Consider the following 26,233-nt stretch of genomic DNA (forward strand, 5'->3'; position numbering starts at 1 on the left):
AAAGACAACCGCTTTCCCTAAGGAAAACGGATGGTCTGTACAAGACAGGATTTATGAGTTTCGAGCGGCAGCTTCCGCTTTTTTCTTTTGACGACCTTCAATAAAATAACGCACTCTCACTAATAACATCAAACCAACCGCCACCAACAAACATTGAATGATGGGAAGCTTGTCGATTTGAAAAATAAGAAGCATGAATGTACCCATCGCCATCAAAATATAGAGAACGATTTCCTTACCAAGCGGTAATTTCTGACGTACCCGAAACACCTTGTTATATACGTAAGTAATCAATACAAAGATGACGATGTAGGCTACGATCGGGTGTGATGCGAACCATGCTTGCATGCACAGTCAGCTCCTTTCGTGTTCATGCTAGGATATAAGTTAGCTGGTTGATGGAAAAACACCAACAACATTAATTACAAAGCTCTGCAATGTGACCGTTTCGGATTCGGATCGTTCTTTTGGTCGCTGTTATCCCCAGATTTTTTTGATCCATTTTTCAATGGTAAAATCCGGGATAAAGGCGAACGCTTCGCTCCTAAAGAATCGATTCCGTATCCTCCACTACTTTAGTGGGTTGTAATTAACGCCGATGGTGCATATGTGTTCCATCAAACGTTAACTTATATATTTTATTTTGTTGTTATTAGGCTTTTGAAGCCATTTTGCGTTGTTTTTCTGCACGCTCACGCTCGGATTTGTTCAGAATCTTCTTACGAAGACGAATAGATTTTGGTGTAATCTCACAATATTCATCTTCATTCAGATATTCAAGCGCCTGTTCCAACGAGAAGATAATCGGAGTTTTAATTTTAACCGTATCATCTTTACCAGAAGAACGAACGTTAGTCAGTTGTTTTTCTTTGCAGATGTTAACAACGATATCATTGTCACGTGTATGTTCACCAACAATCATACCTTCGTAGATCTCAGTACCCGGCTCCAAGAAGAGCGTACCGCGATCCTCAACGCCCATCATGCCATAGAACGTAGATGTACCCGTTTCAGTAGAGATCAGTACACCTTGATGACGTCCACCCACTTGACCGGATACTACTGGAGCGTAGCTGTCAAATGCATGGTTCATTACACCGTAACCACGAGTCAATGTCAGGAAGTTTGTGCTATATCCGATCAAACCACGTGCTGGAATCAGGAACTCCAGACGAACTTGACCACTACCTGTGTTAACCATGTTAACCATCTCTGCTTTACGTGCACCCAGGCTCTCCATTACGGAACCCATGCTCTCTTCAGGGATATCGATCAACAAGCGCTCAACAGGTTCCATTTTCTTACCGTCAACTTCTTTAATGATAACTTCTGGCTTGGATACTTGAAGCTCATATCCTTCACGACGCATATTTTCAATCAGGATACCCAAGTGAAGCTCACCACGACCGGAAACGATGAATGCATCAGGGCTTTCCGTTTCATCAACACGAAGGGAAACGTCTGTTTCCAATTCTTTCAACAAACGCTCACGAAGTTTACGGGAAGTTACCCATTTACCTTCACGACCTGCGAATGGACTGTTGTTCACGAGGAACGTCATTTGCAGTGTAGGCTCATCAATTTTCAATACTGGAAGCGCTTCTGGATTGTTCGGATCGGCGATGGTTTCACCAATGTTGATGTCCTTGATTCCTGCAATCGCAACGATGTCGCCTGCTCCTGCTTCTTCTGTCTCAACACGCTTGAGACCTTGGAAACCAAACAGTTTTTCGATACGTGCAGTTTTGCTCTTACCATCACGCATAATAACCGTTACCGATTGTCCTTGACGGATCACACCGCGGTTAACACGACCAATGGCAATACGGCCAAGGTATTCATTGTAGTCCATCAAAGTAACGAGGAATTGAAGTGGCTCTTCAACATTCTCTGTTGGGTGAGGGATATGACTAACGATCGTATCGTAGATCGCCATCATGTTGTCGTCCTGTTTTGCAGGATCATTATCCATGCTGGATGTTCCGTTCAATGCGGAAGCATATACAACAGGGAATTCAAGTTGTTCATCGTTGGCACCCAGTTCAATGAACAGGTCCAGTACTTCATCAATAACCTCAGTCGGACGAGCCGCTGGACGGTCAATTTTGTTTACAACAACGATTGGTGTCAGGTTGTGCTCCAGAGCTTTACGAAGTACAAACTTCGTTTGTGGCATACAGCCTTCATATGCATCAACAACGAGCAATACGCCGTCAACCATTTTCATGATACGTTCCACTTCACCACCGAAGTCGGCGTGTCCTGGTGTATCCACAATGTTGATCAGGTAATCTTTATAAGTTATAGCCGTGTTTTTGGCCAAAATCGTAATACCGCGTTCACGCTCCAAATCGTTGGAGTCCATTGCGCGCTCCTGTACCGTTTCGTGATCACGGAAAGTACCGGATTGCTGGAGCAACTTGTCGACGAGCGTAGTTTTCCCGTGGTCGACGTGGGCAATAATCGCAATATTGCGAATGTGTTCTCTTGAATGCATGGTTTGTATCCATATCCTTTCCAATTTCAATTCTTATCTACTAAACTTCCCGCAATTTCGCAGGTTACTCACAAAATAAGCGTCGGTGATATCCCGACGCATGTCTATATCCCTTATATTATAGTTTATTATAGGCAAAAATCAAGATATTTCGCACGAAAAGACCACTGGGAATGTTACCAGCCTCTCCCTTGACGTCCTCGTCCAAGCAATAACCAGACTCCGCCCAAGATCAAAAGGACAGCAAGTACATAGATTATTCCCGTTTGCAGCAAGGTAAATCCGAATAATATGATCGATACCGCACCAAGGATCAAAGCTGCAGGTAACACATATTCCGGTCTTCGACGCTCAGCCATTCCATATTCGAGTAATCCTATGGCGATCCCCAGCAAAAATGCTGGCCAGAGCCTGCTCATAAGTCCAGCGCCCCATGTATTCGTTATACTGAATAAAACACCATACACCGTTAGTATGCCTGCAGGAACAAGTGACCAGGATGGTGAAATACGCGCATAATATAACGCATGAAGGACGATGCCTGGCAGCAAGAGCAGCAAAGGCCAGAAATTACGACCAATGAAGCCAAACACACCAAACTTGCCAAGCAGAATAATAATTCCCGCAGCTACAATAAATAGTCCAATCGCTTTTTCATTTCTCATCCTCATCTGCAATCACCTCTTATACCCATGGCTATGTATTTTATTTCTTAATGAACGATACGCATTCCATGCTGACTGTTGATTTCCAAACCTGTAATCCTGCTTCTAGTGTATCCGATGTTTCTGCAAAAAACTATACTTTATGTCGCACTTTGCATGTGTCCTTTACCTGTATTACCCTAAAATGCGCAACTTATGACTAACCCAATGGGAGTTGCATTGACAAGAAGATTTCTCTCCACACAAAACCGCCTAAACCGGACGGTTCAGACGGCCATATGTCCAAGCTTTTACTTGAAACTAAACTATGCGTTCTTCCGCACAAATTTATGTGCGCCTCCAACCGCGATCACAAGACAAGCCATTGCTGCAGGTAGCAGCGTATGCACCTCTGATGCCATTCCTCCTAGCCATTCCCCTAACTTGGGATCTTTCATCACCATCTCACCTGCTGTGAAGGCCAGAATGCCTGAGCCGACGAATACCAGAATCGGAAATCGCTTCAACAAACCAACAATTAAGCCACTCCCCCATACGACAATAGGGATACTGATTGCAATTCCGATGACGATCAGAGCCAGGTCTCCATCCGCCAATGCCGCTATGGCCAAGACATTGTCCAGACTCATTACAAAATCGGCAATCAGAATCGTTTGAATGGCTTTCCAGGTTGTGGAAGCTTCTCGAATATGTACTTCATCCTCATTTTGAAGCAGTAGCTTCACTGCAATCCATAGTAACAGTAACCCACCTGCGGCCTGAATAAACGGAATTCCCAGCAATAATACTGCTACGAAGGTTAGTACGCAGCGTAACACTACCGCACCAAAAGCCCCCCACCATACTGCTTTTTTACGTTGTATCGGTGGCAGATCCTTGCTGGCAAGCGCAATAACAACCGCATTATCTCCACTCAATACCAGATTGATCATTAAAATTTCAGTTAACAGCCATAGTGTATCCATGTCCTCATCCCCCCACATTAACTTGTATGTCAGAGTTGTCCATGCTATTCTTAATGATTGAACCGTATATAAGGAGTGACATATCACATGGAGCTATTTAGTCCCACTTTCTGGCTGGCTTTGCTGAACGTTGTCTTTATTGATCTCATTCTGGCTGGAGATAATGCCATCGTCATTGGCCTTGCAGCTCGAAATTTGCACCCTTCCGTGCAGAAAAAGGCGATTCTATACGGAACGGGCGGCGCATTACTGATTCGAATTTTGGCAACGGTTGTTGTTTTATGGCTGCTTAAGGTGCCTTGGCTCTTGCTTGTTGGGGGCATACTTCTGATCTGGATTGCCTATAAATTATTGGCGGATCAGGGAGATGAACACAATGATATCCAGGCAGGTACTTCCCTGTGGACCGCTATTCGAACCATTGTAATCGCGGATGCAGCCATGGGATTAGATAACGTGATTGCAGTCGCCGGAGCTGCGCAGCAGCATCTTGTGCTTGTCATTCTCGGACTCCTGATCAGCGTACCGATAATCGTGTGGGGCAGCACCTTGTTTATCAAGCTGATCAATCATTTCCCTTGGATCATCTATGTCGGAGCCATCGTTCTAGGGTATACAGCTTCCAATATGATCACTGAGGAGCAGCGACTCTTGCCTTACTTTACTGAACATCCGGCATTGCGCATTCTCTTCATCGTTGTCGTTATTGCAGGCGTAGTCTTTGCGGGTTATCGCAAACGCGCCAGTAGCTCCAGCAACAAGGGATCTGGCGGGGAGCAGCAGCGCTCCTACTCATAGGAAAATCTAATCTTAAAATGGCTTCTGAATACAGCAAAGGACTGAACGATATTTCATCGTACAGTCCTTTTTTGCAGTTTACATAGCCCTTATTATGTCAGTCGTGCTAATTTTTATTGAGTTAGAACCAATCATCCTTCAACCCATTATCACCTGTCTGATTGGATACCATGGAAGTTTCACCGGCATGCAGTGTGATCGTTTCTGTCTGCTCTACCGCCTGATCCAGCCATTCCGGCAACAGGCTCATTGTCGATTCAATTTTATCCACAATCCGAAGATTTGGATTGGTTGAAGGCGACTTTGGCACGAAGAGAGTACAGCAATCCTCATATGGCAAAATAGATATGTCATACGTTCCGATCTGTTTGGACAGGGTAATGATCTCCTGTTTGTCCATCATAACCAGTGGCCGTAGCAGCGGCAGATCCGTCGCACGACCAATGACATTCATACTTGGAAGCGTCTGACTCGCTACTTGACCCAGGCTATCTCCAGTGATCAGTGCAAGTGCACGTTCACGCTCGGCAAGTTTGGAGGCAATTCGCAGCATTGAACGTCTCATCAGCGTAATAATCAGGTTATCCTGACCCAGTTGGGTAAATGCCGTTTGAATCTCTGTAAATGGAACCAGATGCAGCTTGATTGTTCCAGCATGATCAGCAAGGGCACGCGCCAAATCAATGACTTTCTCTTTGGCACGCTCGCTTGTGAACGGGTAACTGTAAAAATGCACACATTCCACTTCAAGTCCACGGCGCATGGAAGACCAGGCTGCAACGGGACTATCTATTCCACCTGACAGCAGTACCATTGCTTTTCCATTCGTACCCAGCGGAAATCCACCTACTGCCGGAATGGTTTCGTTGAAAATATAGGTGCCCTGATCCCGAATTTCCACTCGCAGTTCAATATCAGGTTGACGAACATCAACACTTAATTGCTGAAACTTCCGTAGGATTGGGGAACCAACCAGATGATTCATTTCATGGGAGGAGTTCGGGAACTCCTTCCATACCCGTCTTACATTTACCTTGAATGTGGTGCCTTCCTTGAATTCGTCTTGCCTTTCGTCCATAAAGGCAACTGCTGTTTTCACAATCTCATCAAGCTCGGATGGGGTGACTTTAACCGGGCTGATTGACATCACACCGAATACCCGCTTCAGTACATTAATCAGTTCAGTATGTGATTCACCGCCAAGATCCACATAGACACGGCCATATTCTTTGCGAAGGCTCGCTCCTGGATAAGGTTTAAGCAAAGCTTTCACCTGTGTAATGATCGTTTTTTCAAATCGTGCACGATTCTTGCCTTTTAACATAAACTCTCCGAAACGGAGAAGCAGCATATCATATTTCATATCCATTCACATCCGCCTTTCAAGGGGTCGCAACTGCGCCACCATCTGATGTAAAGCCTGCTCAAGCAAGGCTACATCTTCTTCTCTGTGTTCATCTCCAAAACTAATACGCAATCCACCAGCAGCACAAGCTGCATCTCTGCCCATCACAAGTAAAGTCCGACTCGGTTCAGCCGAACGCGAAGAACAGGCAGATTGGGTGGATATGGTTACACCAAGTTGCTCCAAGGTGTGCAGCGCCACTTCTGCCTTCATCCCAGGATAGGAGAAGTGCACAATATGAGGCGCCCCCTCTTTGCGACTGTTCAATTCAAATTCAGGAATGGAATGTATCGTTTCCATTAATCGATCACGGAGCACCGTTGTACGTCGAGCAAAATCAACCTGATCCTCTGCAGCCATTCGCATGGCCTTTGCCATGCCTACCAGCAAGGCCACGTTCTCTGTACCTGCTCTTAGGCCCTGCTCCTGTGACCCCCCTGACAATAGTGGTGTAAGCTCCACTCCACTTCGCACATACAGGAGACCTGCTCCCTTCGGTCCACGGATCTTGTGAGCAGACAGACTGTACAGATCTGCACTCCAAGCGGCAGGTGTAGCCTTCATTTTCCCAAAGCCCTGAACACCATCCACATGGAAAAGCACGCGTGGTGCTTTCTTTTTGAGCTGTTTGCCGATCTCTGCAATCGGATGGATGGCACCTGTTTCATTGTTTACATGCATCAGGCTCACAAGCACCGTATCCGGTCTGATCGCGTCTACAACCTGCTGAGCGTCTACCACACCATCAGAATTGACAGGAATTAGCGTCACGTCCCATCCCCACTGCTGCAATTGCATAAAACTTTCATACACCGAAGCATGCTCGGTAGCCGTTGTTATGATGTGTCTGCCTCGTGACTGATAACGTAATGCCGCACCTTTTATTGCGAGATTGTTACTCTCGGTCGCACCGGAAGTAAATACAATCTCTTCAGGCTTGACGCCGATTGCCGCAGCACATCCGGATCGAGCACGACGCAACAATTGATCGGCACGCTCTCCATACCCGTGAATGGAAGACGGATTTCCGAATTGTTTCTCCATAATTTCGGCCATCGTACGAATCACATCAGGATGGGGAGGTGTGGTTGCAGCATAATCAAAATATTTCAAATGAGGTTAGACCTCCCTTATCTCTTCGTTCATAAACCTACAGTGAGCATTGTAACACGATACCCATACAACACAAAAAGACCAACCGGGAACAGGCGTTTCAAGCGCTACTGCTCCCACATTTGATCTCATTCTGCAATGATGTGTTATCACAAATGTCTTTCTGTGAGTCTAGATCACATATTTCAACTGTGCCTTCTCTACTTTGGAGATATAATTCTGAGTTTCTGAAGGCAGACGATTAAGTGCACTCATCAGTTCACTATCACTCGACACGCCCAGACGTGAGACACGACCCGGTCCTGCATTATATGCAGCAAGTGCCATCTTCACTTCTCCACCGAAACGCTGGAGCTGAAGGGAAAGATACTTCGTACCAGCATCAATGTTCTGGGCAGGATCAAATGAATTACTCACACCCAGCCCTGCAGCCGTGCCATCCATTAATTGCATAAGCCCCTTGGCACCTGCGGAGGACACTACATTCGGGTTGAAGTTGGATTCTGTGTCAATAACGGCCTTGATCAATGATTCAGGAACACCGTACTTCGCACTTGCCTCGGCAATCAAAGATTCATAATCCGTAGGTACAGATGCACCGGAATCCACGATTCCTGTATTGGTTGAAGATAATAAAAACTCAACGATGTTATTGGAGACAGAGGACGATCCTGCCGTATTTATATCCGGATTGTACGTGCTTCCGAGTTGCAGCCACAACAGACCATCACTGGATCTTTTGGAGACCGTAGCGGTGGAATCTGTATTGCTTGTCGAATTGGCACCCGTACCTAACAGCCCGTCCATCACATTGGCGAAATCCACTGTTGAACCAGCATCTGGGTCTGATCCATTGGTTTGGTTGTTCACATTGGACAATTGCAGCTCCAACAACTGCCGCGATCCACTTGGATCAATCTGCATGAGTTATACCCACTCCCGTATAATAAGCGTATTATGACCTTATTCTACATCGTTTTACAGCAAGGTTCCATTGTTTTCAAAAAAATATATGAATCTCCCCATCTAACCTGCGCATATACGAAAAAAACCTTCTGTCATTCACCGCATTTGGGTGAGAACAGAAGGTTTTTGAATGAATATTTTATACTTTAGCGAGCGAATGGAATCATGAAAAAATAACTCAGCGTGGCTACAACACCCAGTCCAATGGACCAAGCTCCCGCTGTCTTCCGACCATTCACATATGCATAGTAACCCAGTACGGCTGCGGCCGGTCCAAGTACAATTGACCACATGAACAAAGACGCGATACCGAAGGCAAGTCCCATGTAACCCGCGACCTTACCTGTTGATTCCATCACCCGGTCTGCCTCATGCTTCTCAGGTACAGGCTCTGCCCGTTCGGTACCTCCAGTTTTTACGACAGTCGGAGGAGCGACCTCTGCCCCGTATTCTTCCCGATGTGCTTTTCTGGGATAATCGACACGCATACGCTGTTTTTCACCGTCAACATTGATTTTAGGACGATCTTGAAAATTAAACTTATTATCGTCATTTTTCATTTGGAAGCACCTCCGTTATGAATAGGGATGACTGCTCACTTGGGTTTGAACGTGTGACAGCATGTTGCAGAGGATGTGCGTGCATGATCATGGTGATCGGAGTCAAATGTCTCACCGGCAAATTCCTCATGCAGACGACGGGTGGCATGTTGGTCAATGTCAATCATGATGGCATCAGCTTGGCAGAAGTTGTTTTCTCCCCAGAAGTTGCAGTTGGAGACGCTGCACTTGACTATTGGTTTGTCTTGGCTCATTTTTATCACCTCGACTACTATTGTCTCCCCGCCACAAACCCGATATTCCCCGCACAAATGCCAGATGATGACATGATCGCGCCTTGTCTGATTCTCACCTGAAGACACAAAAAAAACCGCCACAAGGGCGGTTTCGTCCAATTTCATATTAAGGTTTAAACGTTCATTAAGCGTGATTACGTTGATTTTGCATACGGCGCTGAGTCAAGTAGTCACTTTCATAATATGCCAGATCATCGCGCAATTCTTCGTACGTTTTGGAAACCTCAAGAATGACATCCCGTACTGCACGGATTGGCTTGTCACGGAAACGAATGGCATCTTGTCCTGTGTAAGCGTATCTTCCGTCTTCGGAATAACATTCATTTTTGGGATAGAAAAAGCTGTTTACGCATTGGTGATACGTATTATAAAGAGCCTTTTCGGCAAAATCGACATCAAAGTTGGCACGACGCAGCACAACGCCAAGTTTTTCGTAAGAAACTTCAGAAAAAACGAGCAAATGACGGAGATCTGAAAGAAATCCTTTGTAGAAGGCTGTTGATTCTTCCGTCTGATTCTGATCCAGTTCAGGCAAGGCATTTTCATTCAAAAATTTTTCAATCCGATCGATAGCCGGTTTTAACTTTTCCCTAGTTGACTCACATGTTTTCTGTACATTGGCTGCTGACATAAAGGTAGCTCCCCCTTAAATAAGTCCTTACATATAGGTCGGCCAACGGTGGTTTTCCCCTGACCTTTGAATTCTCAGCTATAATCCTACCATAAAAAGATGACGAGCGGTATCCCTTAATCATGCTTTCCGTTTCTGTCATTAAACATGCCTATTATACGCAGTTGGACTCGAACTCGCCTGCATAAAAATATCCGCTTTTTCTAACGATAGATATAACCAGTGACAACGATGAAGCACTGTTAATGATTGTCCAAAATGAACGAAGGAGGTTCCATCCACCATGTCCAGACCGAAATGGATTAACTGGGCCCTTGCAGCTGGTGCGGGAGCACTCGCCCTGACGCTCCTGCTTCCAACATCCAATCGTCCCGAACCTAAGCCAAGTGCCCTATCCGATTCTGCTCATGAAGAGCACACGAACAAGCAGCGTCTGAAAGTGGAGGATGTTAAAGCAACAGATCTCCTGACTCGCATGGATGCCAAGCAACATCTCAGTATCATGCTGGAGAAAACCTCAACAATGAATGCCGCACAGGTTAGTCGATACGTGAATGATCTCCAAAGTTCACATGAACATATCAGATCCATTCATCTCATGGGTGCCAATGGCTCATTGGGCAAGCCATTTGATCAGGCATCCCAGCAAGGCAGCAAGCTAGAGAGACAGAAGCTTGATCATGCGCTGAATCTTGCCAAAAAAGCGGTAAACAAACGTCAAAGCTTCGAATCCTCTTCTTTCCCTTTGGGAAAAGAAAAATATTTTGTTATGGGGCAACCCTCAAAAGACGGCAAAAGAGCTGTGATTGCCTTGTTCAGTCAGAACGTCTTAAATGCTGTTGAACAACATCAGCGCAAAAACCTGCGTATGATCCCTTATCCGCGTGAAGGCAAGTTCAAAATTGAATCTGTTCACCCGGATACGTTGAATGAAATCACAGTGAAAACCGGGCATGATAATGCCAATGCCAGTCATTTCTACGAAAATGAAATCGTCATCCGTTTTCGGCAGGATCCCGGTGAACGGGATATGCGTATCATTAAATCTGATCTAAGAGCGCAATCTGCGCGTAAGCTGGGATACACGTATGTTTTTCGGTCAGAACACATGAATTACAAGCAATTGCATAGCTATTTCGAAAGTAAATGGAATCCACTCTATATGGAACCCCACTACATGTATTTAACCAATGACACCGTAACTGAACAAACCGATGTAACGATACCCAACGACATTTTGTTCTCCGATTATCAGTGGAACTTGCCTGCGATTGAGACGAACAGAGGTTGGAATATTACCAAAGGAAACAAAGATGTTATCGTTGCAGTGGTCGACACAGGTGTGGATATGAATCACCCTGACCTGAAGGGCAAGCTCCTTGAGGGCTATAATGTGGTCGAGCCGGGAAGCCAGCCGATGGACGATGTGGGACATGGCACACACGTCGCAGGCATTATCGGTGCTATTGTCAACAATAATGAAGGCGTAGCAGGCATGAGCTGGTATAACAAGGTACTCCCGGTGAAGGTGCTGGACAACTCGGGGTCTGGAACCACATATGCCGTTGCCGAAGGCATCATCTGGGCAGCGGATCATGGAGCCAAAGTCATCAACATGAGTCTCGGCAATTATGCTGATGCGCAATTTCTTCATGATGCCATTAAATACGCTTTTGACCGCGATATCGTGCTGATTGCAGCCACAGGGAATGATAATACGGAGCGTCCAGGCTACCCTGCTGCCTATCCGGAAGTATTCGCCGTATCTGCTACGGACCCGGATATGAGCAAAGCGTCCTATTCCAACTACGGGGATTATGTGGATGTGATGGCCCCAGGATCCAGTATCGCAAGTACGTATCCGGACAATCAGTACGCAGCTTTGTCTGGTACATCCATGGCTAGTCCGCATGTAGCCGCACTTGCAGGTTTGATTCGTTCCTTGAACCCGGATTTAACGAACACGGAAGTGATGGATCTGATGCGCCAAAGTGTCATTGACCTCGGTGATCCGGGTCACGATAAGTATTTCGGCTATGGGCAGATCGATGTCTATAAAGCACTGCAAGCCGCATCAGGCAACAGCGCACCCTTACAGTTCTGGCCCCAGCATGTCAGACAACAAATGGATAATACGATGAAAAAGTATACCAAGTAGTCGTCATGACTCAATTCTGTAAAAACACAAAAGCAGCTGCGCCCCGGGGCGTACGCTGCTCTTTGGTTTATATCCAAATTCCAAATTCCCCGGGGCACCCGCTGCGATTAACGTTTACGAGAAGTTGTGCGGGCTTTGCTTGATTTTTTCACGGATTTTTTCTTCGGATTATGGCTGGATACATAGCAAGGGTCTTCTTCTTTAACAACAACAGGGTACATGTGGTGGTGAATCGGAACACAGTGATGTTTTTTGATTACTTCAATCGGGTGGATTACAGGTACGATTTGCGGGATGTAGTAATCCTCAACAACCTGGATCGGGTCACAGACAATCGGGCAAAGCGGTGGACAGTAATGGTTCATTTAAAACCAACTCCCTTTCTGGTGATACTATAACCTATTGCATCAGGTCGAAAGTGGATTGGATGTATGTCCATACTCCGAAAAATTATATGAGCGGTAGCCTGTCCGCCACTGCCCCACCCTGCCCAGGTGTTACTCTGTTAATAACCCCGCAGAGGACACGAAGCCCTTCACACAAAAGCTCAACGCTCGTGACCGTGAAGCAGATACGCAGACTTGAAGTATCCGTCTCCCCCACATAACAGGCGGAACCCGGCAGGAATGAGACCCCTGCGGCAAGTGACTGATGATGCAGCTCACGCATATCCAGACTACTCGGAAGTTGAAGCCATAGATTAAGTCCTCCCTCTGGCAAGCGCCAGTGTATATCCTTAGTAGCATGCTCTTCCAGCACTTCAGATGCCGCACACAAGCGAGAATACAATTCATCCCTCAAGCGGGATACATAGGCCCCATACTGATTCTGAATAAAGGATTGCAGTGCCTTCTGTGTAAGCAGTGGGCTCCCCAAATCTGCCGTAGATTTCGCAGCCACAAGCCGGGTCAGTACGCTTCCGTCTGCAATGGCGCAGGCTATACGGCAACCGGGAGACAGCACCTTGCTGAAGCTTTTGATATACACCACATGACCTGTCCCATCCATGGATTTAATGGAAGCCGGGGGAGGATCACGAAAATAAAGATCTGCAAACGGATCATCCTCCAGAATGAGGCAGTGATAGCTTTGCGCGAGATTCAGGAGCTGTGCTCGCCTTCTTGCACTCATCGTAATACCAGTCGGATTGTGATAGGTCGGGATTGTATAGATCAGCTTGGGCGGATAAGTGTCACATAAGCGGGTTAACAGATCAATACGCATACCTTCGTCGTCCATCGGAACCGTAATGATCTTCGCACCTCTGCTTGTAAACACATCAATGGCTCCGGTATAGCTTGGCGCCTCCATATACACTACATCCCCGGGTCCGACAAAAGTCCGTGCCACAAGATCAATCCCCTGCTGAGCACCGCTTGTAATTAACATGCGTTCAGGTGTCACCTGTAGTCCACGCTCGGCAAAATGTTCCGCAAAGATCTGTCTGAGTTCCCGATCTCCCTGAAAAGATCCATACGCCGCCATACGCTCTGCATGATCAGAGGAAAGCCGATAGGCACTGTCGATAATCTCGCGTGTAGGTAACAGTTCAGGCTGAATCGCTGACATATGAAGTTCATACCGTACTTGAGGTGACGTATCAAAATGTCTCCAGAGCTGTGCTCGCGGTAAATAATCCACCAGTGCCATTTGCCAATTCCATGGCGTACTGGATTCACTATTGCTATTTTTCCGCTGCGCTCGGTCCACATCCTCCCTCTGATCCGTGTGTAATGCCCCTCTGACATAACAACCTTTACCCTGGGAGCAGGTAATCAATTGAATCGCTTCGAGTTCAGCATAGGCCTTCGATACGGTGACCAGGCTGACACCCAGATCCGTGGTCATTTTACGAACAGAAGGAAGTCGGGTTCCGGGTTCAATCAGTCCTGACCGGATGCGATCCGCAATCGTTAGCGCTATTTGCACGTACAATTTGGTACTGCTTCCCCTTTTTAATTCAATATGCATGTGTGCTCCCCCCAACTGTTATGATCTTCATTTTACTGTTATAGTGCAGTCCGTCTATTATAGTTTATAATATCAGTATAACAGTGAATAACAGGAGATGAGAATAACATGAGTATCCCTTGGTCCAAAATGGCACAAAACACCCCGTCCTCTGTCGTTCGCGACATGCTCCAGGCCGCTCAGGCACCTGGAATGATCTCATTAGCCGGTGGATTACCAGCGCAGACTTCATTCCCGCTGGAAGCTATCCGCGTTGCATATGAAAAAGTATTTATGAGCGGAGCAGCCGCTCTTCAATATGCGGAGACTGAAGGTTACCGTCCTCTCCGCGCCAAAATCGCCGAGCGTCTTGAATCCAAAGGCATTCCCGCTTCACCCGACCATATGCTCCTCACGACGGGTTCACAGCAATCCATTGACTTGGTCTGTCGCATCCTTCTTGATCCGGGTGACCGCGTACTGGTTGAATCACCTACCTACCTCGCTGCCCTACAAGTTATTCATTCCTATCAGGCTGAATCTCACGGCGTAGCCTGTGATGATCACGGCATGTTGCCTGAATCTCTGGAGGAACAGCTCCAGCTGCATCGTCCAAAGCTCGTCTACATCAACCCAACATTCTCCAATCCTACGGGTAAAGTATGGTCACGAGAAAGACGTCAGCAGGCTGTAGACCTATGCCGCAAGTATGGTGTACTCATCCTCGAAGATGATCCCTATGGCGAAATTCGGTTCAATCCGGAGCAATTGGATGTCCCTGCTCTCGCAGAATTGGATGCAGCATCCTATGAAGGCCCCTCTAATGTCATTTACACCAGTACGTTCTCCAAAACAGTAGCACCAGGTCTTCGTACGGGCTGGATTCTGGCAGCTCCCGATATTGTCAAAATGGCAGCACGGGCTAAACAGGGTGCCGACTTGCATTCCAGCAGCATCGACCAAAGAGCTCTTCACGCACTGCTTGAATCTTTCGATCTGGATGCGCATATCCGCCAGATTTCAGAGGATTACGAAAAACGCATGAAAACATTGACGACTCTTATGGCAGCCAAAGCATGGGAAGGCATCTCGTGGAATTCACCACAAGGTGGCATGTTCTTGTGGCTGCAATTGCCTGAAGGCATGCTTGCAAGCAATTTGTTCACTTACGGTATTCAGGAGAAAGTGTGCATTGTCCCGGGTGATTCCTTCTATGCGGGTACACCGGAGCTGAACCGCATGCGGATCAACTTCACGCATACGGATCCCGAGCTACTCCCGGAAGCTGTAGAACGAATGGATCGCGCCATTCAACGCTGGCATGCTTCGTTAACATCGGACAGTGTGGTTACACTGTAATGAACTGTCATAAACGTTTCGCTATTTATTAACGTATGAAGGTTAAATAACTTGATATAAGAAACAAAAATAAGGCGGCAGGCCCGAGAATCTCGGAACTGCCGCCTTATTTTTATAGAACCTGTTATCAACAGGAGTTATGTTTTTTCAGATGTTCATGGGTCCTTCTGATCAGTCAGGCCATCGAATTGATTCATACGAGTTGTCCTCGACTGATAGGTGGACTACATTGTGTTGCTATAGTGTTGTTGTTGCAGTTAGGAAAGCTTACCGTAAGCCGGGTTCTGTGCTCTTCGTGGTTCATACGGGAACTACCCTCCCACCAGAAGCGACAATCATCTATCTAGGCCATACATTGCTGCACAGCTCAAGCGACCAACCTAGACACACCTCGGGCTAAGGTTGCCTCCTCCGAAAAGGCGGCTGTGTCCCATTAGGTCTTGCTCCAGATGGGGTTTACCAGGAACGAAGTCACCAGCGTTCCTCGGGGTCTCTTACACCTCGGTTCCATCCTTGCCTGTGCCGGAAAATCCGGCCATCGGCGGTCCATTTCTGTGGCACTATCCTTCAACTCGCGCTGACTGGACGTTATCCAGCATCCTGCCCTGTGGAGCCCGGACTTTCCTCTCGTGGCAACAAAGGCCACCAGCGATTGTCTGTCAAACTTTCCGAACAACATTACATAGTATACAGGCAATTGGGTTCCCAGACAAGCTTAATATTACTGGGAATCGCACAGCAACTGTCTTTTTAGATAAACTGGAATACTTCCGTATTTACCTCTGAAGCTGTAACTTGCGTATCATGTCGTTTATCTTGCAAACGGGAACGAAGCCAATCGGCTGTTTTCGGTTTCATAATCTTTTCGGAATTATGTCCCGGGTCGATGATACACATGCCTGCCATCAACGCATCATGAGCCGTGTGATAATCGATATCCCCGGTCACAATAACATCCGCGCCTTTGAAGCGAGCCGTGAGCGCGTAACGGCTGCCAGAGCCGCCAAGAACCGCTGCTTTTTTGATCTGTTTGTTCATATCCCCTACTACACGCACATGAGGAACATTAAATTGGGTCTTCACGACCTCCACGAGCTCACCTAATGTCTTAGGCTCCCTAAGGGGTCCCAAGCGTCCCAGACCGAGCGTACGGCCTTTTAAATCCATTGCATAGAGGTCATAGGCCACTTCTTCATACGGGTGAGCCTTAAGCATCGCCTGAACAACCTTACTCCGCAGGCTTTGAGGCACAATGGTCTCAATCCGCATTTCTTCCACACGTTCCATCTGCCCCTGGGTACCAATAAACGGCTGTGTCCCTTCACCTGGTACAAATGTTCCTGTACCTTCTGTGTTGAAGCTGCACTTGTTGTATTGACCGATACTCCCTGCTCCGGCTTCCAGAATGGCTTGAAGAACCTGTTCATGATGCGTGCGAGGCACAAATACAGCGAGTTTGTACAGATGATCTGTATGTACATCCTCCAGCGATTCTTTACTCTCGATGCCGAGTGCCTCGGCCATCCAGTCATTCATGCCACCTTCGGCTACGTCCAGGTTCGTATGACTGATATAGACAGCGATATCATGCTTAATCAGTTTTTCATACAATTTACCCGTAGGGGTATCCGTACTAAGTGACTTAACCGGTCGGAAAATGATGGCATGATGAGCGATAATCAGATTGGCTCCGATGCGAATTGCTTCGTCCACCACTTCATCTGTCACATCCAAAGCAACAAGAACGTGACTAATTTCTTTTTGCAAACTGCCCAGCTGTAGACCAATGCGGTCGTCCGGCACAGCCAGATGTTTCGGAGCGAGCTGCTCCATCAGTTGAATTACAGTTTGACCTTTGGCAAACATGCCAAAACCTCCTTCAAGTTTGCGATCAGACGCTCTACCTCAGCCGCCTTGTCCCGGGAAGAATCCTGATCGGATTTGGAGATGGAGTTAACAACCCCTTGCAGTTTGACGATCTCACTTTCCCATTTGGCAAAGAATACATCTGTTGGACGATCCACCAAATAAGGTCCCATCCGCAGTAGCAAATCTTCCGTCAATTCTACCCCGCCTTGAAGCGGACGTGCACGATACACCTCAACATTTGCAATCGGGCTTACGGATTGTGGCATCGCCGTGATAATTTCATAGAGCTTACCGTCTTCTTCGAGCAACTGTTCTGCTACAACTACCCAATTATGCTCCAACAACCAGCGTCTGAGGATATCCTCTCCCACATTCGGTTGCAAAATAAGGAGCTGGACCCCTTCCAGTTTGGATAAACCTCGGTCCAAAATAGACGCGATCAGAGCACCACCCATACCTGCAATAGTGATGACTTCCACTTCTCCCGCAGAAATCACATCAAGCCCGTCTCCACGACGCACTGTGATTTTCTCTTTCAGGCCAGCATCGCTAACTTGTTTGCATGCAGCATCATAAGGGCCAGGATTGACTTCCCCGGCTACTGCACTTGCGGCTTTCCCACTGCGGATCGCGGCTACTGGCAGCAACGCGTGGTCTGAACCGATATCAGCCATGCGGCTGCCATCGGGAATTTGATCATGTATTCGCTGTAATCGATTCGAAAGTTTCATGAAGCACCTACACCATTCATTTAATTTATTGATTTGCATTGAACAAGGAAAAGCGATAAAATAAAATCCAATCAAACATTTCAAGGATGAATTTCCAAAACCAAGAAATCAAGACGTTTAAATTAAAAATAAAGGAGACCCCGCCGCCGCTAAAGCGTCTTGCGGAAAGTCTCCCATAGTTCGATTATTCGAGGAAATCCTTGAGTCGTTTACTACGACTCGGGTGACGCAATTTACGAAGAGCCTTGGCTTCGATCTGACGAATACGCTCACGCGTAACTCCAAATACCTTGCCGACTTCCTCCAGCGTTCTTGTCCGTCCATCGTCCAGACCAAAACGCAGACGAAGAACATTCTCTTCACGCTCAGTCAATGTATCAAGTACATCTTCGAGCTGTTCTTTCAACAACTCATACGCAGCAGCATCCGCCGGAGCAAGTGCTTCCTGATCCTCAATGAAGTCACCCAGATGGGAATCATCTTCCTCACCAATCGGTGTTTCCAGAGAAACCGGTTCCTGTGCAATCTTCGTAATTTCACGAACTTTCTCCACACTCAGATCCATCTCAGCAGCGATTTCTTCTGGTGTCGGTTCACGCCCAAGTTCCTGCAACAGCTGACGGGATACCCGGATCAGCTTATTAATCGTCTCTACCATGTGCACAGGGATACGAATGGTACGCGCCTGGTCAGCAATAGCACGAGTAATCGCTTGGCGAATCCACCATGTGGCATACGTACTGAACTTGTATCCTTTTTTGTGGTCGAACTTCTCAACCGCTTTGATCAGACCCATATTACCTTCCTGAATCAAATCAAGGAACAACATTCCACGTCCAACGTAACGCTTCGCGATACTGACAACGAGCCGTAAGTTCGCTTCAGCCAGACGACGCTTGGCTTCTTCATCCCCGTTCTCAATCCGTTTGGCCAGTTGTACTTCGTCATCTGCCGACAACAATGGCACACGACCAATTTCCTTGAGATACATACGGACAGGGTCATTGATTTTGATACCTGGCGGCAAGCTCAGATCATCATCAAAGTGGAATTCGTCCTCTCCCTCTCTGGTGTTGTTCTCGGAATCTTCACTAGGACGAAGTGTAACCTCTTCATCATTTTCATTCACTACATCGATACCCAGATCACTCAGTTGCTCATAGAACTCATCCATTTGCTCTGCATCTTGCTCAAAAGGAGAGAGTTTCTCTATAATTTCCTTGTAATTCAACGAAGCTCTTTTCTTACCTGATTCAATCAATTGATCTTTAACCTGATCCAGTGTCAATTCTGTTTCTAGTTCAGTATGCTGATCATTCGCCATAACTCGACTCCCTCCTCCCTAGAAACATCCAATAATCAGACGTTCACTGTCTCTCTAGGGCAATCATTTCAATTGCAATCTGTGCCGCGCGTACAGAATCACCTGCCCGCTCTGCAGCAATCATTTCTTCTTTTTTCAAATCGTACTCTTTCTTACGCGGATGCTTCAGCACTTCCCTGATGCAATCATCGAGCATTTGAATACTCCATTCACCTGGACCATCCATCATCGAGATTGAACTAACCGTCTTTTCCAGGCGATCGTCATGCAGTGAAGACATAAAACGGCTTGTATCCGACGGTTTGCCTTGCGCATAGTAGGCATATAGATAAGCAGCAATAGCTGCATGATCATCCAAGTTAAAAGCTTCACCAAGATGCTCATTCACGTACTGGGCAGCCTCATCATCCTGCAACATCCAGGCAATCAGTTTGCGTTCAGCAGCGTGGTAAGCCGGCAACAGATTGGGTGTAGGCACCTGCCTATTTTGTTGCCTACCATTATTCCACCTTTTCGGGTTATTATCCCCAAACTGGAGGTTATTTTTCATCGCCTCCCGTTCTTCATTACACTCCTGCTTCAATGTTTCGAAGGATACGTCCACTTCTGCAGCCAGTTCACGAAGATACACTTCCCGCTCTGTTGGAGAAGGTAAGGGGGCAATCAGTTTTACTGCTTCTTTCGAATAGGCGATTTGTCCGCCACCCTCTAGCAGTATATGGCTTTTTTTTAGGTTTATAAGTTTAAATTTTGTAGTTGTCACGGCGCCGTCCACAATCTGGTTTCGGAACCGCTCACCACCATGCTTCCGGATAAAATCATCCGGGTCGAGTCCCTCAGGTATGAGAGCCACTTTGACCTGCAATCCGGCTTCCTCAAGAATGGGAAAGTTTTTGAGTGCAGCAGCCTGTCCTGCTCGGTCGCCGTCATAACATATGATGACCTCGTCACACATCCCTTTGAGCATCAGTGCCTGATTCTCGGTTAACGCAGTACCCATTGCCGCTACACCGTTCTGGATATCCTGATCCCATGCGGAGATGACATCACCGTATCCCTCGAACAAAATGGCTTGCCGTTGTTTGCGAATTGCATTTTTGGCATGATGCAGATTATAGAGAACACGGCTTTTGTTAAATAACCGGGTTTCCGGTGAATTTAGATACTTCGGTTGCCCGTCTCCCAATATGCGCCCTGCAAATGCAATTGGCTTACCGCTCCTGCCATTGATCGGGAACATAATCCGGTCTCGGAATCGATCCACATATCCCTGACCTTCATTTCGCGGTGACAGTAGTCCACCCTTTTCCATCTCTTCAAGCGGATAGTTACGTTTTTCGAGAAATTGTACCAGGGTGTCCCAACGATTTGGTGCGAACCCAATCTGGAACTGGTCGATCAACTTGTCGCCAAAACCTCGTGAGCGTAAATACTCCATGGCTGACTTGCCGTGCTCTGTATTTTTCAACAAAAAATGATACAGCTTCGCGGTAAGCTCATAAGCCTCCAACAGACGTTCTGTCTCCGGATTCACATGAGCAGATTCACGCCCTTGCCAGTCGCCCATAGAGATGTGACTTTCTTCCGCCATCGTCTTGACAGCCTCGGGAAAGGATAACCCTTCGATTTCCATCCTGAATTTGATGGCATTTCCACCCGTGCCGCAACCGTAGCAGTAGAAAATCTGTTTCTCAGGTGTAACGGTGAACGAAGGCGTCTTCTCGGAATGAAAAGGACAGAGGCCTTTCATATACTTCCCCTGTTTGGTCAGATGCACAAATCGGCTCACCGTATCGACAATATCATTCTGCTGTAACACCGATTCAATAATACTTTCGGGTATACCGCCTTGTCCGGTACTCATCTCTGGCCACCTTCATCTCTTCAACACGTAAATATAATTCGATAAACTTACACATTCTCCTGCAAATCTTTTAAAAGTTTTGTCAGTTTATGTTGAAAAATTTCTCGATCCTGCTCTGTGAAAGGCTTTGGGCCTTTCCCGTAATGGCCTCTTTTTCGTGCTTTGGCCGCAGTATGACGAGAATCCAACATGAAATCAATGTCACGATCGTTAAACTCACGACCACGAAAGGATAAAACATAACAACGTTTGCCAAGCGCAAGTGCCGCAAGTCCATAGTCCTGAGTGATAACCACATCGTATGGCTTAATATGATTAGCAATATACAGGTCTGCGCTCTGATCACTACGATCCACTTGCACGGTTCGCACCCCTTCTCCTCCTTGAAGCAAATGATCAAATGAAGAGACTAACAGTACAGGGACGTTGAAAAGGCGAGCGGTTTGCGCAATCTCGGTTTTGACCGGACAAGCATCACCATCCACAACAATGTGGCGTATATTTAACTCACTCAAACCCAGACCACCCGGTTTCATAAAATAGCTGCATATTGTAATATACGACCCCGGCCAGGCAAAATCCTTCTGCCGGAACGAGGGAAATCAAAGGCTAAAATACGGAGCGGTTGTCAAAAATACATTTCACAACCCGTTCCGTATATTTATACCCTCATATATCCTTCTTTAATACTGAATTTTAGCATTGCTCCAAGACTGTGGAAAAGGACTCATGAAATACGCCCAATTACCAAACCAACTTGGAAAAATCAGCAAATCCTTTCAAGTCACGATCAATAGCCGCGAGCAGTGCAAGTCGGTTCGCACGAACAGCATCATCTTCAGCCATAACCATAACCGAATCGAAGAATGAGGTAATACCATCCTTCCAAGCGGATGCAATAGCCAGCGCTTCAGCAGCATCGTGCTGAGTCAACGCCTGACGGTACTCTGCATTCGTTCTGCTCCATGCCTCGTGTAACTGACGCTCTCCATCTTCTGTGAACAGTTCCGGATGTACGGAAGCATTGGATGCTTTGGCAGCCAGATTACCCACACGGTTGAACGATTCAACCGTTGTTTTGAATGCGTCTCCTGTCAGAACAGCTGCCATCAACGCTTCACCTTTTGGAACCACAGCGCTGATATCATCGAATCCAGAAGAAATCACGGCATCCACGACGTCGTAACGGACGGTTTCGGACAACAATTTTTTCACACGAAGTCCGAAGAAGTCTTGCAGATCTTTACGAACTTCTTCATCTGCACGTTTCAACAGGTTCATCTGGGCATGCACTTGAAGTGCCACTCCGAACACATCTGACAATGTCAGCGGGAGCTTGTGATCCAGCAAAATCTGTACAATACCTGCAGCCTGACGGCGCAGCGCATACGGATCTTGAGAACCCGTTGGAATGATATTGATGGAGAAGCAACCCACGATTGTATCCATTTTATCCGCAGCACTCACAATAGCACCGACAAGAGAAGCAGGGGATTGATCTCCGGCGAAACGTGGCTGATAGTGTTCAAATACCGCTTTGGACACATCTTCTTTTTCGCCAGCTTTACGAGCGTAATCCTCACCCATCACACCTTGCAGTTCCGGGAATTCTCCTACCATCAGTGTCACCAGATCGAATTTGCAGATATCTGCTGAACGGCTAACGGATTCAGCAACATCACCGGATACTTGCAGTTTGGCAGCAAGTCCATCGGCAATCTTGCGAATACGACGCACTTTATCTCCAACCGTACCCAATTCTTCCTGGAAGACGATACTTTCCAGCTTCGACAATGCATCCTTAATCTGTAGCTTCTGATCTTCCTCATAGAAGAACTTGGCATCAGACAGACGTGCACGCAGAACTTTTTCATTCCCTCTGGCAATAACATCCAGTGAATCACTTCCACCGTTACGTACCGTCACGAAGAATGGCAACAATTGTCCTTCACTGTCCAGTACAGGGAAATAACGCTGATGCTCACGCATGGAAGTAATCAATACTTCTTGTGGAATATTCAAGAATGAGGAGTCAAATGTCCCGAACAATACGGTAGGTGTTTCCACCAGGAACAGGACTTCCTCCAGCAAGTCTTCCTTAATCGCAATATCCCATTTTTTCTCAGCAGCCAGTGCCTGAATTTGGGATACAATCATCTGTTCACGTTCCTGAACATCTGCAATAACATGTTCCGAACGCAGAACTTCCACGTATGAAGACGGATTGGAAATCACGGCCTCCTTGCCGAGGAAGCGATGTCCGCGAGTTATATTACCAGACTTGACGCCTGTTACTTCCAGGTCGATAACCTCACTGCCGAGCATAGCCACAATCCAGCGGATTGGACGTACAAATTTGAAATCATAGGAAGCCCAACGCATGAATTTCGGGAACGTCATGGCATGCAATACAGAAAGCAGCCCTTCGCCAATCACAGAAGCTGTTTCCACACCTTTGCTGCTCTTCGTAGCATAGATATATTCGACACCGTTTAATTCCTTAAACGTGAACTGGTCTGGCTCAACGCCTTGACTACGGGCGAATCCCAGTGCAGCTTTGCTCCAATTGCCACTGTCGTCCAGTGCAATTTTGCGTGAAGGACCTTTCACTTCTTCCTCTATATCTTCCTGCTTTTCAGCCACATTCTGAATCAAAACAGCCAGTCTGCGTGGTGTGGCATATGCATTCACTTCACCATAAGCAATGCGGGATGCATCAAGCCATTTCACGACACGTTCTTGCAGCTGTGCGATTGCTGCGCGCATGAAGCGTGCAGGTACTTCTTCCAGCCCAATTTCAAACAACAGATCCTTAGACATGCTCGGCTCCCCCTTTCTTGATCAGCGGGAAGCCTAGCTTCTCACGCTCTTCCATATATGTTGCAGCGACTTGGCGAGCCAGATTACGCACACGTGTGATGTAACCCGTACGTTCCGTTACACTGATGGCTCCACGTGCATCCAACAGGTTGAACGTGTGGGAACATTTCAGCACATAGTCATATGCCGGGAATACCAGATGCTGCGCCATGGCTTTGTTTGCTTCTTCTTCATGCATGTTGAAGAGGGTAAACAGCATTTTGACATCAGATACTTCAAACGTATATTTGGAGTGTTCGAATTCTGGCTGACGGAATACATCACCATACGTGATACCTTCCACCCATTCCAGATCAAACACATTCTCTTTATCCTGAATGTAAGAAGCCAAACGCTCCATACCATACGTAATTTCAACAGCTACCGGATTCGTCTCGATTCCACCAACCTGTTGGAAATACGTGAATTGCGTAATTTCCATTCCGTCCAACCATACTTCCCAACCTAAACCTGCACAACCAAGGGAAGGATTCTCCCAGTTATCTTCAACAAACCGAATATCATGTTTGAGCGGATCAATGCCCAGACGCTTCAGACTTTCCAGGTAAATTTCCTGAATATTGTCCGGAGAAGGCTTGATGATCACCTGGAACTGATGATGCTGATACAGCCGGTTAGGGTTCTCACCATAACGTCCGTCCGAAGGACGACGGGAAGGCTCCACATAGGCCACTTTCCAAGGTTCAGGTCCAAGTGAACGTAAAAAGGTCATCGGGTTCATCGTACCTGCCCCTTTTTCCGTATCGTATGGCTGGACAATAATACAGTTATGCTCGGCCCAGAATTGTTGCAGCGTTAAAATCATCTGCTGAAAATTCATAATCATGCTCCTTTTCAATGGTTTGTTAGCAAGCTTAGAACGGTGCAGACAACAATAAATAGCCCCCGTCCTACGCCTGTTGTACAGACGTAGGGACGAGAGCTATTCCCGCGGTTCCACCCTACTTGGCTTGGATCAAACAGATAATTCTGTTCGTTCCAGCCCACTTTTCCGTGTCCTTTCATGCTCCCGAGTGCCGTTTCAAAGACCGATTTAGCCCGGCTTCCACCATCCCCAGCTCGCTCATTCATGATTCACAAGTGTAATACAACAACTTGCCCCCACAAATGCAATAAATCCAGTCTTTTACTTTCTCGTTCAATGCATGTCTCATAAAGAGAAATTATATTTCATAATATATAAAATCTAGTATGAAGTCAAGATATAGTTTCACTTCCAGCAAAACGCCTCAAATCCCGTACTTCTCCATCTGATCGAGGAAAGAACGGGATTTAAGATTTAGACCAAGCTGATGATCCATGAAGGCACGCATCAGTTTTTTGATCTCATCACGGGTAGATTCACTCACTGATATATTTCCCAAGCGCTGCAGATCCAACTGCGCGAACAAACGTAACAACTTCAGAGCCTTTGGACTGACTGACATCGCCGGAGGATCGAAATGGTTGCATGCACGACACAGAACGCCGCCAAGTCTGGGACTAATAAACAACTGCTCATCCGGTCGCTCCTGGTTACAGGAGATACACTCATCAAACTGCGGACCATAACCGGATGCCTGTAATATTTTCATTTCGTACAGACTTGTAATAACAACCGGATCTTTCTCTTCCTTCAACGCCTGCAAACACGCCTTTAACTGTTTGAACCAAAAAGTACCTGTCTCTTCATCCTGAAGCACGCGATCCAATAGTTCACACGCATAAGAGGCATAAGAGGCCTTGACCAGATCTTCACGCAACTCATGATAGGATTCAACAATTTCTCCAGCATTCAGTGTGCCTAGACCTGTATTGCGAAAATATACATATTGACCATACGTAAACGGCTGCACCAGTGCAGCATGTCGGCTCTTGGGCTTTTTGGCACCGCGGACGAGTACCCCTACTTTCCCGCCGCTTTCGGTGCAAAGCGTAATGATTTTGTTCCCTTCGCCGTAGTCCATGCTGCGGATGACAATCCCTTCCACCCTGTATAGCATGCCTCGTCACCTAACCATTCCCGAATCAGCCAGTTATACATCGGCTTCTTCATCTTCAATCACTTCCCTTGCAGGTTCCGACTCCTGTCCTAACGAGTTACACGCCTCGGTATATAACAAATAGGACTCCACGTCCCCCGTCATCGCAAAAACCTTCCACGAAAAATCTCGCATCGGAATTTCATCCTCTCTTCGGAAATGACGTCTGCATCTACCAAAT

At 46.8% G+C, this 26,233-nt stretch carries 25 protein-coding genes and 1 other RNA gene; 3 read left to right on the forward strand and 23 right to left on the reverse strand.

Features of this window, described 5'->3' with window-relative positions; genetic code table 11:
• Window positions 1-51 precede the first annotated feature (51 nt).
• The 4 genes from NYE45_RS20720 to NYE45_RS20735 form a co-directional block, all read right to left on the reverse strand.
• Window positions 52-348 carry a YlaH-like family protein gene (locus NYE45_RS20720; protein WP_036614990.1) on the reverse strand — a complete coding sequence of 99 codons (297 nt, stop codon included), beginning with the start codon at window positions 346-348 and terminating at the stop codon, window positions 52-54.
• Between the two features lie 304 nt (window positions 349-652).
• On the reverse strand, window positions 653-2,497 hold the full coding sequence (gene typA / locus NYE45_RS20725; RefSeq protein ID WP_062835476.1) for a translational GTPase TypA: 1,845 nt from the start codon (window positions 2,495-2,497) through the stop codon (window positions 653-655).
• A gap of 176 nt (window positions 2,498-2,673) precedes the next feature.
• Complete coding sequence (locus NYE45_RS20730; RefSeq protein WP_340013808.1) at window positions 2,674-3,168, reverse strand: hypothetical protein; 495 nt, start codon at window positions 3,166-3,168, stop codon at window positions 2,674-2,676.
• A gap of 299 nt (window positions 3,169-3,467) precedes the next feature.
• Window positions 3,468-4,127, reverse strand: a complete 660-nt coding sequence (locus NYE45_RS20735; protein ID WP_076332323.1) for a TerC family protein — start codon at window positions 4,125-4,127, stop codon at window positions 3,468-3,470.
• 87 nt (window positions 4,128-4,214) lie between these two features.
• Between NYE45_RS20735 and NYE45_RS20740 the strand changes: the two genes are divergently transcribed.
• On the forward strand, window positions 4,215-4,925 hold the full coding sequence (locus NYE45_RS20740; RefSeq protein ID WP_340013809.1) for a TerC family protein: 711 nt from the start codon (window positions 4,215-4,217) through the stop codon (window positions 4,923-4,925).
• A 121-nt stretch (window positions 4,926-5,046) separates the two neighbouring features.
• On the opposite strand, the gene thiI is transcribed toward NYE45_RS20740, so the two are convergent.
• The 6 genes from thiI to NYE45_RS20770 all read right to left on the reverse strand — a co-directional run bounded on the left by thiI (window position 5,047) and on the right by NYE45_RS20770 (window position 9,896).
• Window positions 5,047-6,288: a tRNA uracil 4-sulfurtransferase ThiI gene (thiI, locus tag NYE45_RS20745; protein WP_340017412.1), complete on the reverse strand. Its 1,242-nt coding sequence runs from the start codon at window positions 6,286-6,288 to the stop codon at window positions 5,047-5,049.
• A 6-nt stretch (window positions 6,289-6,294) separates the two neighbouring features.
• Window positions 6,295-7,443 carry a cysteine desulfurase family protein gene (locus tag NYE45_RS20750; RefSeq protein ID WP_340013810.1) on the reverse strand — a complete coding sequence of 383 codons (1,149 nt, stop codon included), beginning with the start codon at window positions 7,441-7,443 and terminating at the stop codon, window positions 6,295-6,297.
• Between the two features lie 171 nt (window positions 7,444-7,614).
• Window positions 7,615-8,367 carry a lytic transglycosylase domain-containing protein gene (locus tag NYE45_RS20755; protein ID WP_340013811.1) on the reverse strand — a complete coding sequence of 251 codons (753 nt, stop codon included), beginning with the start codon at window positions 8,365-8,367 and terminating at the stop codon, window positions 7,615-7,617.
• Between the two features lie 188 nt (window positions 8,368-8,555).
• Window positions 8,556-8,897 (reverse strand): hypothetical protein, encoded by a 342-nt coding sequence (locus tag NYE45_RS20760; protein WP_340017413.1) that lies wholly within the window; start codon window positions 8,895-8,897, stop codon window positions 8,556-8,558.
• A 107-nt stretch (window positions 8,898-9,004) separates the two neighbouring features.
• Window positions 9,005-9,370 carry a DUF1540 domain-containing protein gene (locus NYE45_RS20765; protein WP_340013812.1) on the reverse strand — a complete coding sequence of 122 codons (366 nt, stop codon included), beginning with the start codon at window positions 9,368-9,370 and terminating at the stop codon, window positions 9,005-9,007.
• Between the two features lie 19 nt (window positions 9,371-9,389).
• Window positions 9,390-9,896, reverse strand: a complete 507-nt coding sequence (locus NYE45_RS20770; protein WP_062835484.1) for a YpuI family protein — start codon at window positions 9,894-9,896, stop codon at window positions 9,390-9,392.
• 283 nt (window positions 9,897-10,179) lie between these two features.
• Here NYE45_RS20770 and NYE45_RS20775 point away from each other — a divergent pair, with 283 nt between their 5' ends.
• On the forward strand, window positions 10,180-12,054 hold the full coding sequence (locus NYE45_RS20775; protein WP_340013814.1) for a S8 family peptidase: 1,875 nt from the start codon (window positions 10,180-10,182) through the stop codon (window positions 12,052-12,054).
• A 107-nt stretch (window positions 12,055-12,161) separates the two neighbouring features.
• Here NYE45_RS20775 and NYE45_RS20780 read toward each other — a convergent pair whose 3' ends face one another.
• Window positions 12,162-12,419, reverse strand: a complete 258-nt coding sequence (locus NYE45_RS20780) for a hypothetical protein (protein ID WP_036615016.1) — start codon at window positions 12,417-12,419, stop codon at window positions 12,162-12,164.
• An 85-nt stretch (window positions 12,420-12,504) separates the two neighbouring features.
• A complete protein-coding gene (locus NYE45_RS20785; protein ID WP_340013815.1) occupies window positions 12,505-14,025 on the reverse strand; it encodes a PLP-dependent aminotransferase family protein in 1,521 nt (506 codons plus the stop codon).
• 108 nt (window positions 14,026-14,133) lie between these two features.
• Here NYE45_RS20785 and NYE45_RS20790 point away from each other — a divergent pair, with 108 nt between their 5' ends.
• Complete coding sequence (locus NYE45_RS20790) at window positions 14,134-15,363, forward strand: PLP-dependent aminotransferase family protein (protein WP_340013816.1); 1,230 nt, start codon at window positions 14,134-14,136, stop codon at window positions 15,361-15,363.
• 258 nt (window positions 15,364-15,621) lie between these two features.
• Here NYE45_RS20790 and rnpB read toward each other — a convergent pair.
• The 11 genes from rnpB to NYE45_RS20845 form a co-directional block, all read right to left on the reverse strand.
• An RNA gene (gene rnpB / locus NYE45_RS20795) (RNase P RNA component class A) lies at window positions 15,622-16,031 on the reverse strand.
• A gap of 82 nt (window positions 16,032-16,113) precedes the next feature.
• Window positions 16,114-17,229, reverse strand: a complete 1,116-nt coding sequence (locus NYE45_RS20800; RefSeq protein ID WP_340013817.1) for a Nif3-like dinuclear metal center hexameric protein — start codon at window positions 17,227-17,229, stop codon at window positions 16,114-16,116.
• Window positions 17,205-17,963, reverse strand: coding sequence for a class I SAM-dependent methyltransferase (locus tag NYE45_RS20805; protein ID WP_145151060.1), 759 nt, complete (start codon window positions 17,961-17,963; stop codon window positions 17,205-17,207). Before NYE45_RS20805 ends, NYE45_RS20800 begins: the two co-directional genes overlap by 25 nt.
• A gap of 184 nt (window positions 17,964-18,147) precedes the next feature.
• Window positions 18,148-19,287 carry an RNA polymerase sigma factor RpoD gene (rpoD, locus tag NYE45_RS20810; protein ID WP_062835490.1) on the reverse strand — a complete coding sequence of 380 codons (1,140 nt, stop codon included), beginning with the start codon at window positions 19,285-19,287 and terminating at the stop codon, window positions 18,148-18,150.
• A 43-nt stretch (window positions 19,288-19,330) separates the two neighbouring features.
• Window positions 19,331-21,151: a DNA primase gene (dnaG, locus tag NYE45_RS20815; protein ID WP_036615029.1), complete on the reverse strand. Its 1,821-nt coding sequence runs from the start codon at window positions 21,149-21,151 to the stop codon at window positions 19,331-19,333.
• 47 nt (window positions 21,152-21,198) lie between these two features.
• Window positions 21,199-21,687: a DUF188 domain-containing protein gene (locus NYE45_RS20820; protein WP_062835491.1), complete on the reverse strand. Its 489-nt coding sequence runs from the start codon at window positions 21,685-21,687 to the stop codon at window positions 21,199-21,201.
• Between the two features lie 208 nt (window positions 21,688-21,895).
• Complete coding sequence (glyS, locus tag NYE45_RS20825) at window positions 21,896-23,971, reverse strand: glycine--tRNA ligase subunit beta (protein WP_340013818.1); 2,076 nt, start codon at window positions 23,969-23,971, stop codon at window positions 21,896-21,898.
• Window positions 23,964-24,851: a glycine--tRNA ligase subunit alpha gene (glyQ, locus tag NYE45_RS20830; RefSeq protein WP_017687252.1), complete on the reverse strand. Its 888-nt coding sequence runs from the start codon at window positions 24,849-24,851 to the stop codon at window positions 23,964-23,966. Before glyQ ends, glyS begins: the two co-directional genes overlap by 8 nt.
• Before the next feature lie 14 nt (window positions 24,852-24,865).
• Entirely contained in the window at window positions 24,866-25,102 is a 237-nt protein-coding gene (locus NYE45_RS20835; protein WP_340013819.1) for a hypothetical protein, read from the reverse strand.
• A gap of 158 nt (window positions 25,103-25,260) precedes the next feature.
• Window positions 25,261-26,013 carry a DNA repair protein RecO gene (gene recO, locus NYE45_RS20840; RefSeq protein ID WP_340013820.1) on the reverse strand — a complete coding sequence of 251 codons (753 nt, stop codon included), beginning with the start codon at window positions 26,011-26,013 and terminating at the stop codon, window positions 25,261-25,263.
• 33 nt (window positions 26,014-26,046) lie between these two features.
• Complete coding sequence (locus NYE45_RS20845; RefSeq protein WP_340013821.1) at window positions 26,047-26,187, reverse strand: YqzL family protein; 141 nt, start codon at window positions 26,185-26,187, stop codon at window positions 26,047-26,049.
• Between the last annotated feature and the right edge of the window lie 46 nt (window positions 26,188-26,233).

This window comes from Paenibacillus sp. FSL K6-1318, assembly GCF_037976905.1.
GTDB classification, from domain to species: domain Bacteria; phylum Bacillota; class Bacilli; order Paenibacillales; family Paenibacillaceae; genus Paenibacillus; species Paenibacillus amylolyticus_A.

Coding starts and splice junctions, on each gene's coding strand:
- NYE45_RS20720 (WP_036614990.1), bottom strand. CDS start 348: ATGCAAGCATGGTTCGCATCACACCCGATCGTAGCCTACATCGTCATC.
- typA (WP_062835476.1), bottom strand. CDS start 2,497: ATGCATTCAAGAGAACACATTCGCAATATTGCGATTATTGCCCACGTC.
- NYE45_RS20730 (WP_340013808.1), bottom strand. CDS start 3,168: ATGAGGATGAGAAATGAAAAAGCGATTGGACTATTTATTGTAGCTGCG.
- NYE45_RS20735 (WP_076332323.1), bottom strand. CDS start 4,127: ATGGATACACTATGGCTGTTAACTGAAATTTTAATGATCAATCTGGTA.
- NYE45_RS20740 (WP_340013809.1), top strand. CDS start 4,215: ATGGAGCTATTTAGTCCCACTTTCTGGCTGGCTTTGCTGAACGTTGTC.
- thiI (WP_340017412.1), bottom strand. CDS start 6,288: ATGAAATATGATATGCTGCTTCTCCGTTTCGGAGAGTTTATGTTAAAA.
- NYE45_RS20755 (WP_340013811.1), bottom strand. CDS start 8,367: ATGCAGATTGATCCAAGTGGATCGCGGCAGTTGTTGGAGCTGCAATTG.
- NYE45_RS20760 (WP_340017413.1), bottom strand. CDS start 8,897: ATGCGTGTCGATTATCCCAGAAAAGCACATCGGGAAGAATACGGGGCA.
- NYE45_RS20765 (WP_340013812.1), bottom strand. CDS start 9,370: ATGAAATTGGACGAAACCGCCCTTGTGGCGGTTTTTTTTGTGTCTTCA.
- NYE45_RS20770 (WP_062835484.1), bottom strand. CDS start 9,896: ATGTCAGCAGCCAATGTACAGAAAACATGTGAGTCAACTAGGGAAAAG.
- NYE45_RS20775 (WP_340013814.1), top strand. CDS start 10,180: ATGTCCAGACCGAAATGGATTAACTGGGCCCTTGCAGCTGGTGCGGGA.
- NYE45_RS20780 (WP_036615016.1), bottom strand. CDS start 12,419: ATGAACCATTACTGTCCACCGCTTTGCCCGATTGTCTGTGACCCGATC.
- NYE45_RS20785 (WP_340013815.1), bottom strand. CDS start 14,025: ATGCATATTGAATTAAAAAGGGGAAGCAGTACCAAATTGTACGTGCAA.
- NYE45_RS20790 (WP_340013816.1), top strand. CDS start 14,134: ATGAGTATCCCTTGGTCCAAAATGGCACAAAACACCCCGTCCTCTGTC.
- NYE45_RS20800 (WP_340013817.1), bottom strand. CDS start 17,229: ATGTTTGCCAAAGGTCAAACTGTAATTCAACTGATGGAGCAGCTCGCT.
- NYE45_RS20805 (WP_145151060.1), bottom strand. CDS start 17,963: ATGAAACTTTCGAATCGATTACAGCGAATACATGATCAAATTCCCGAT.
- rpoD (WP_062835490.1), bottom strand. CDS start 19,287: ATGGCGAATGATCAGCATACTGAACTAGAAACAGAATTGACACTGGAT.
- dnaG (WP_036615029.1), bottom strand. CDS start 21,151: ATGAGTACCGGACAAGGCGGTATACCCGAAAGTATTATTGAATCGGTG.
- NYE45_RS20820 (WP_062835491.1), bottom strand. CDS start 21,687: ATGAAACCGGGTGGTCTGGGTTTGAGTGAGTTAAATATACGCCACATT.
- glyS (WP_340013818.1), bottom strand. CDS start 23,971: ATGTCTAAGGATCTGTTGTTTGAAATTGGGCTGGAAGAAGTACCTGCA.
- glyQ (WP_017687252.1), bottom strand. CDS start 24,851: ATGAATTTTCAGCAGATGATTTTAACGCTGCAACAATTCTGGGCCGAG.
- NYE45_RS20835 (WP_340013819.1), bottom strand. CDS start 25,102: ATGAATGAGCGAGCTGGGGATGGTGGAAGCCGGGCTAAATCGGTCTTT.
- recO (WP_340013820.1), bottom strand. CDS start 26,013: ATGCTATACAGGGTGGAAGGGATTGTCATCCGCAGCATGGACTACGGC.
- NYE45_RS20845 (WP_340013821.1), bottom strand. CDS start 26,187: ATGCGAGATTTTTCGTGGAAGGTTTTTGCGATGACGGGGGACGTGGAG.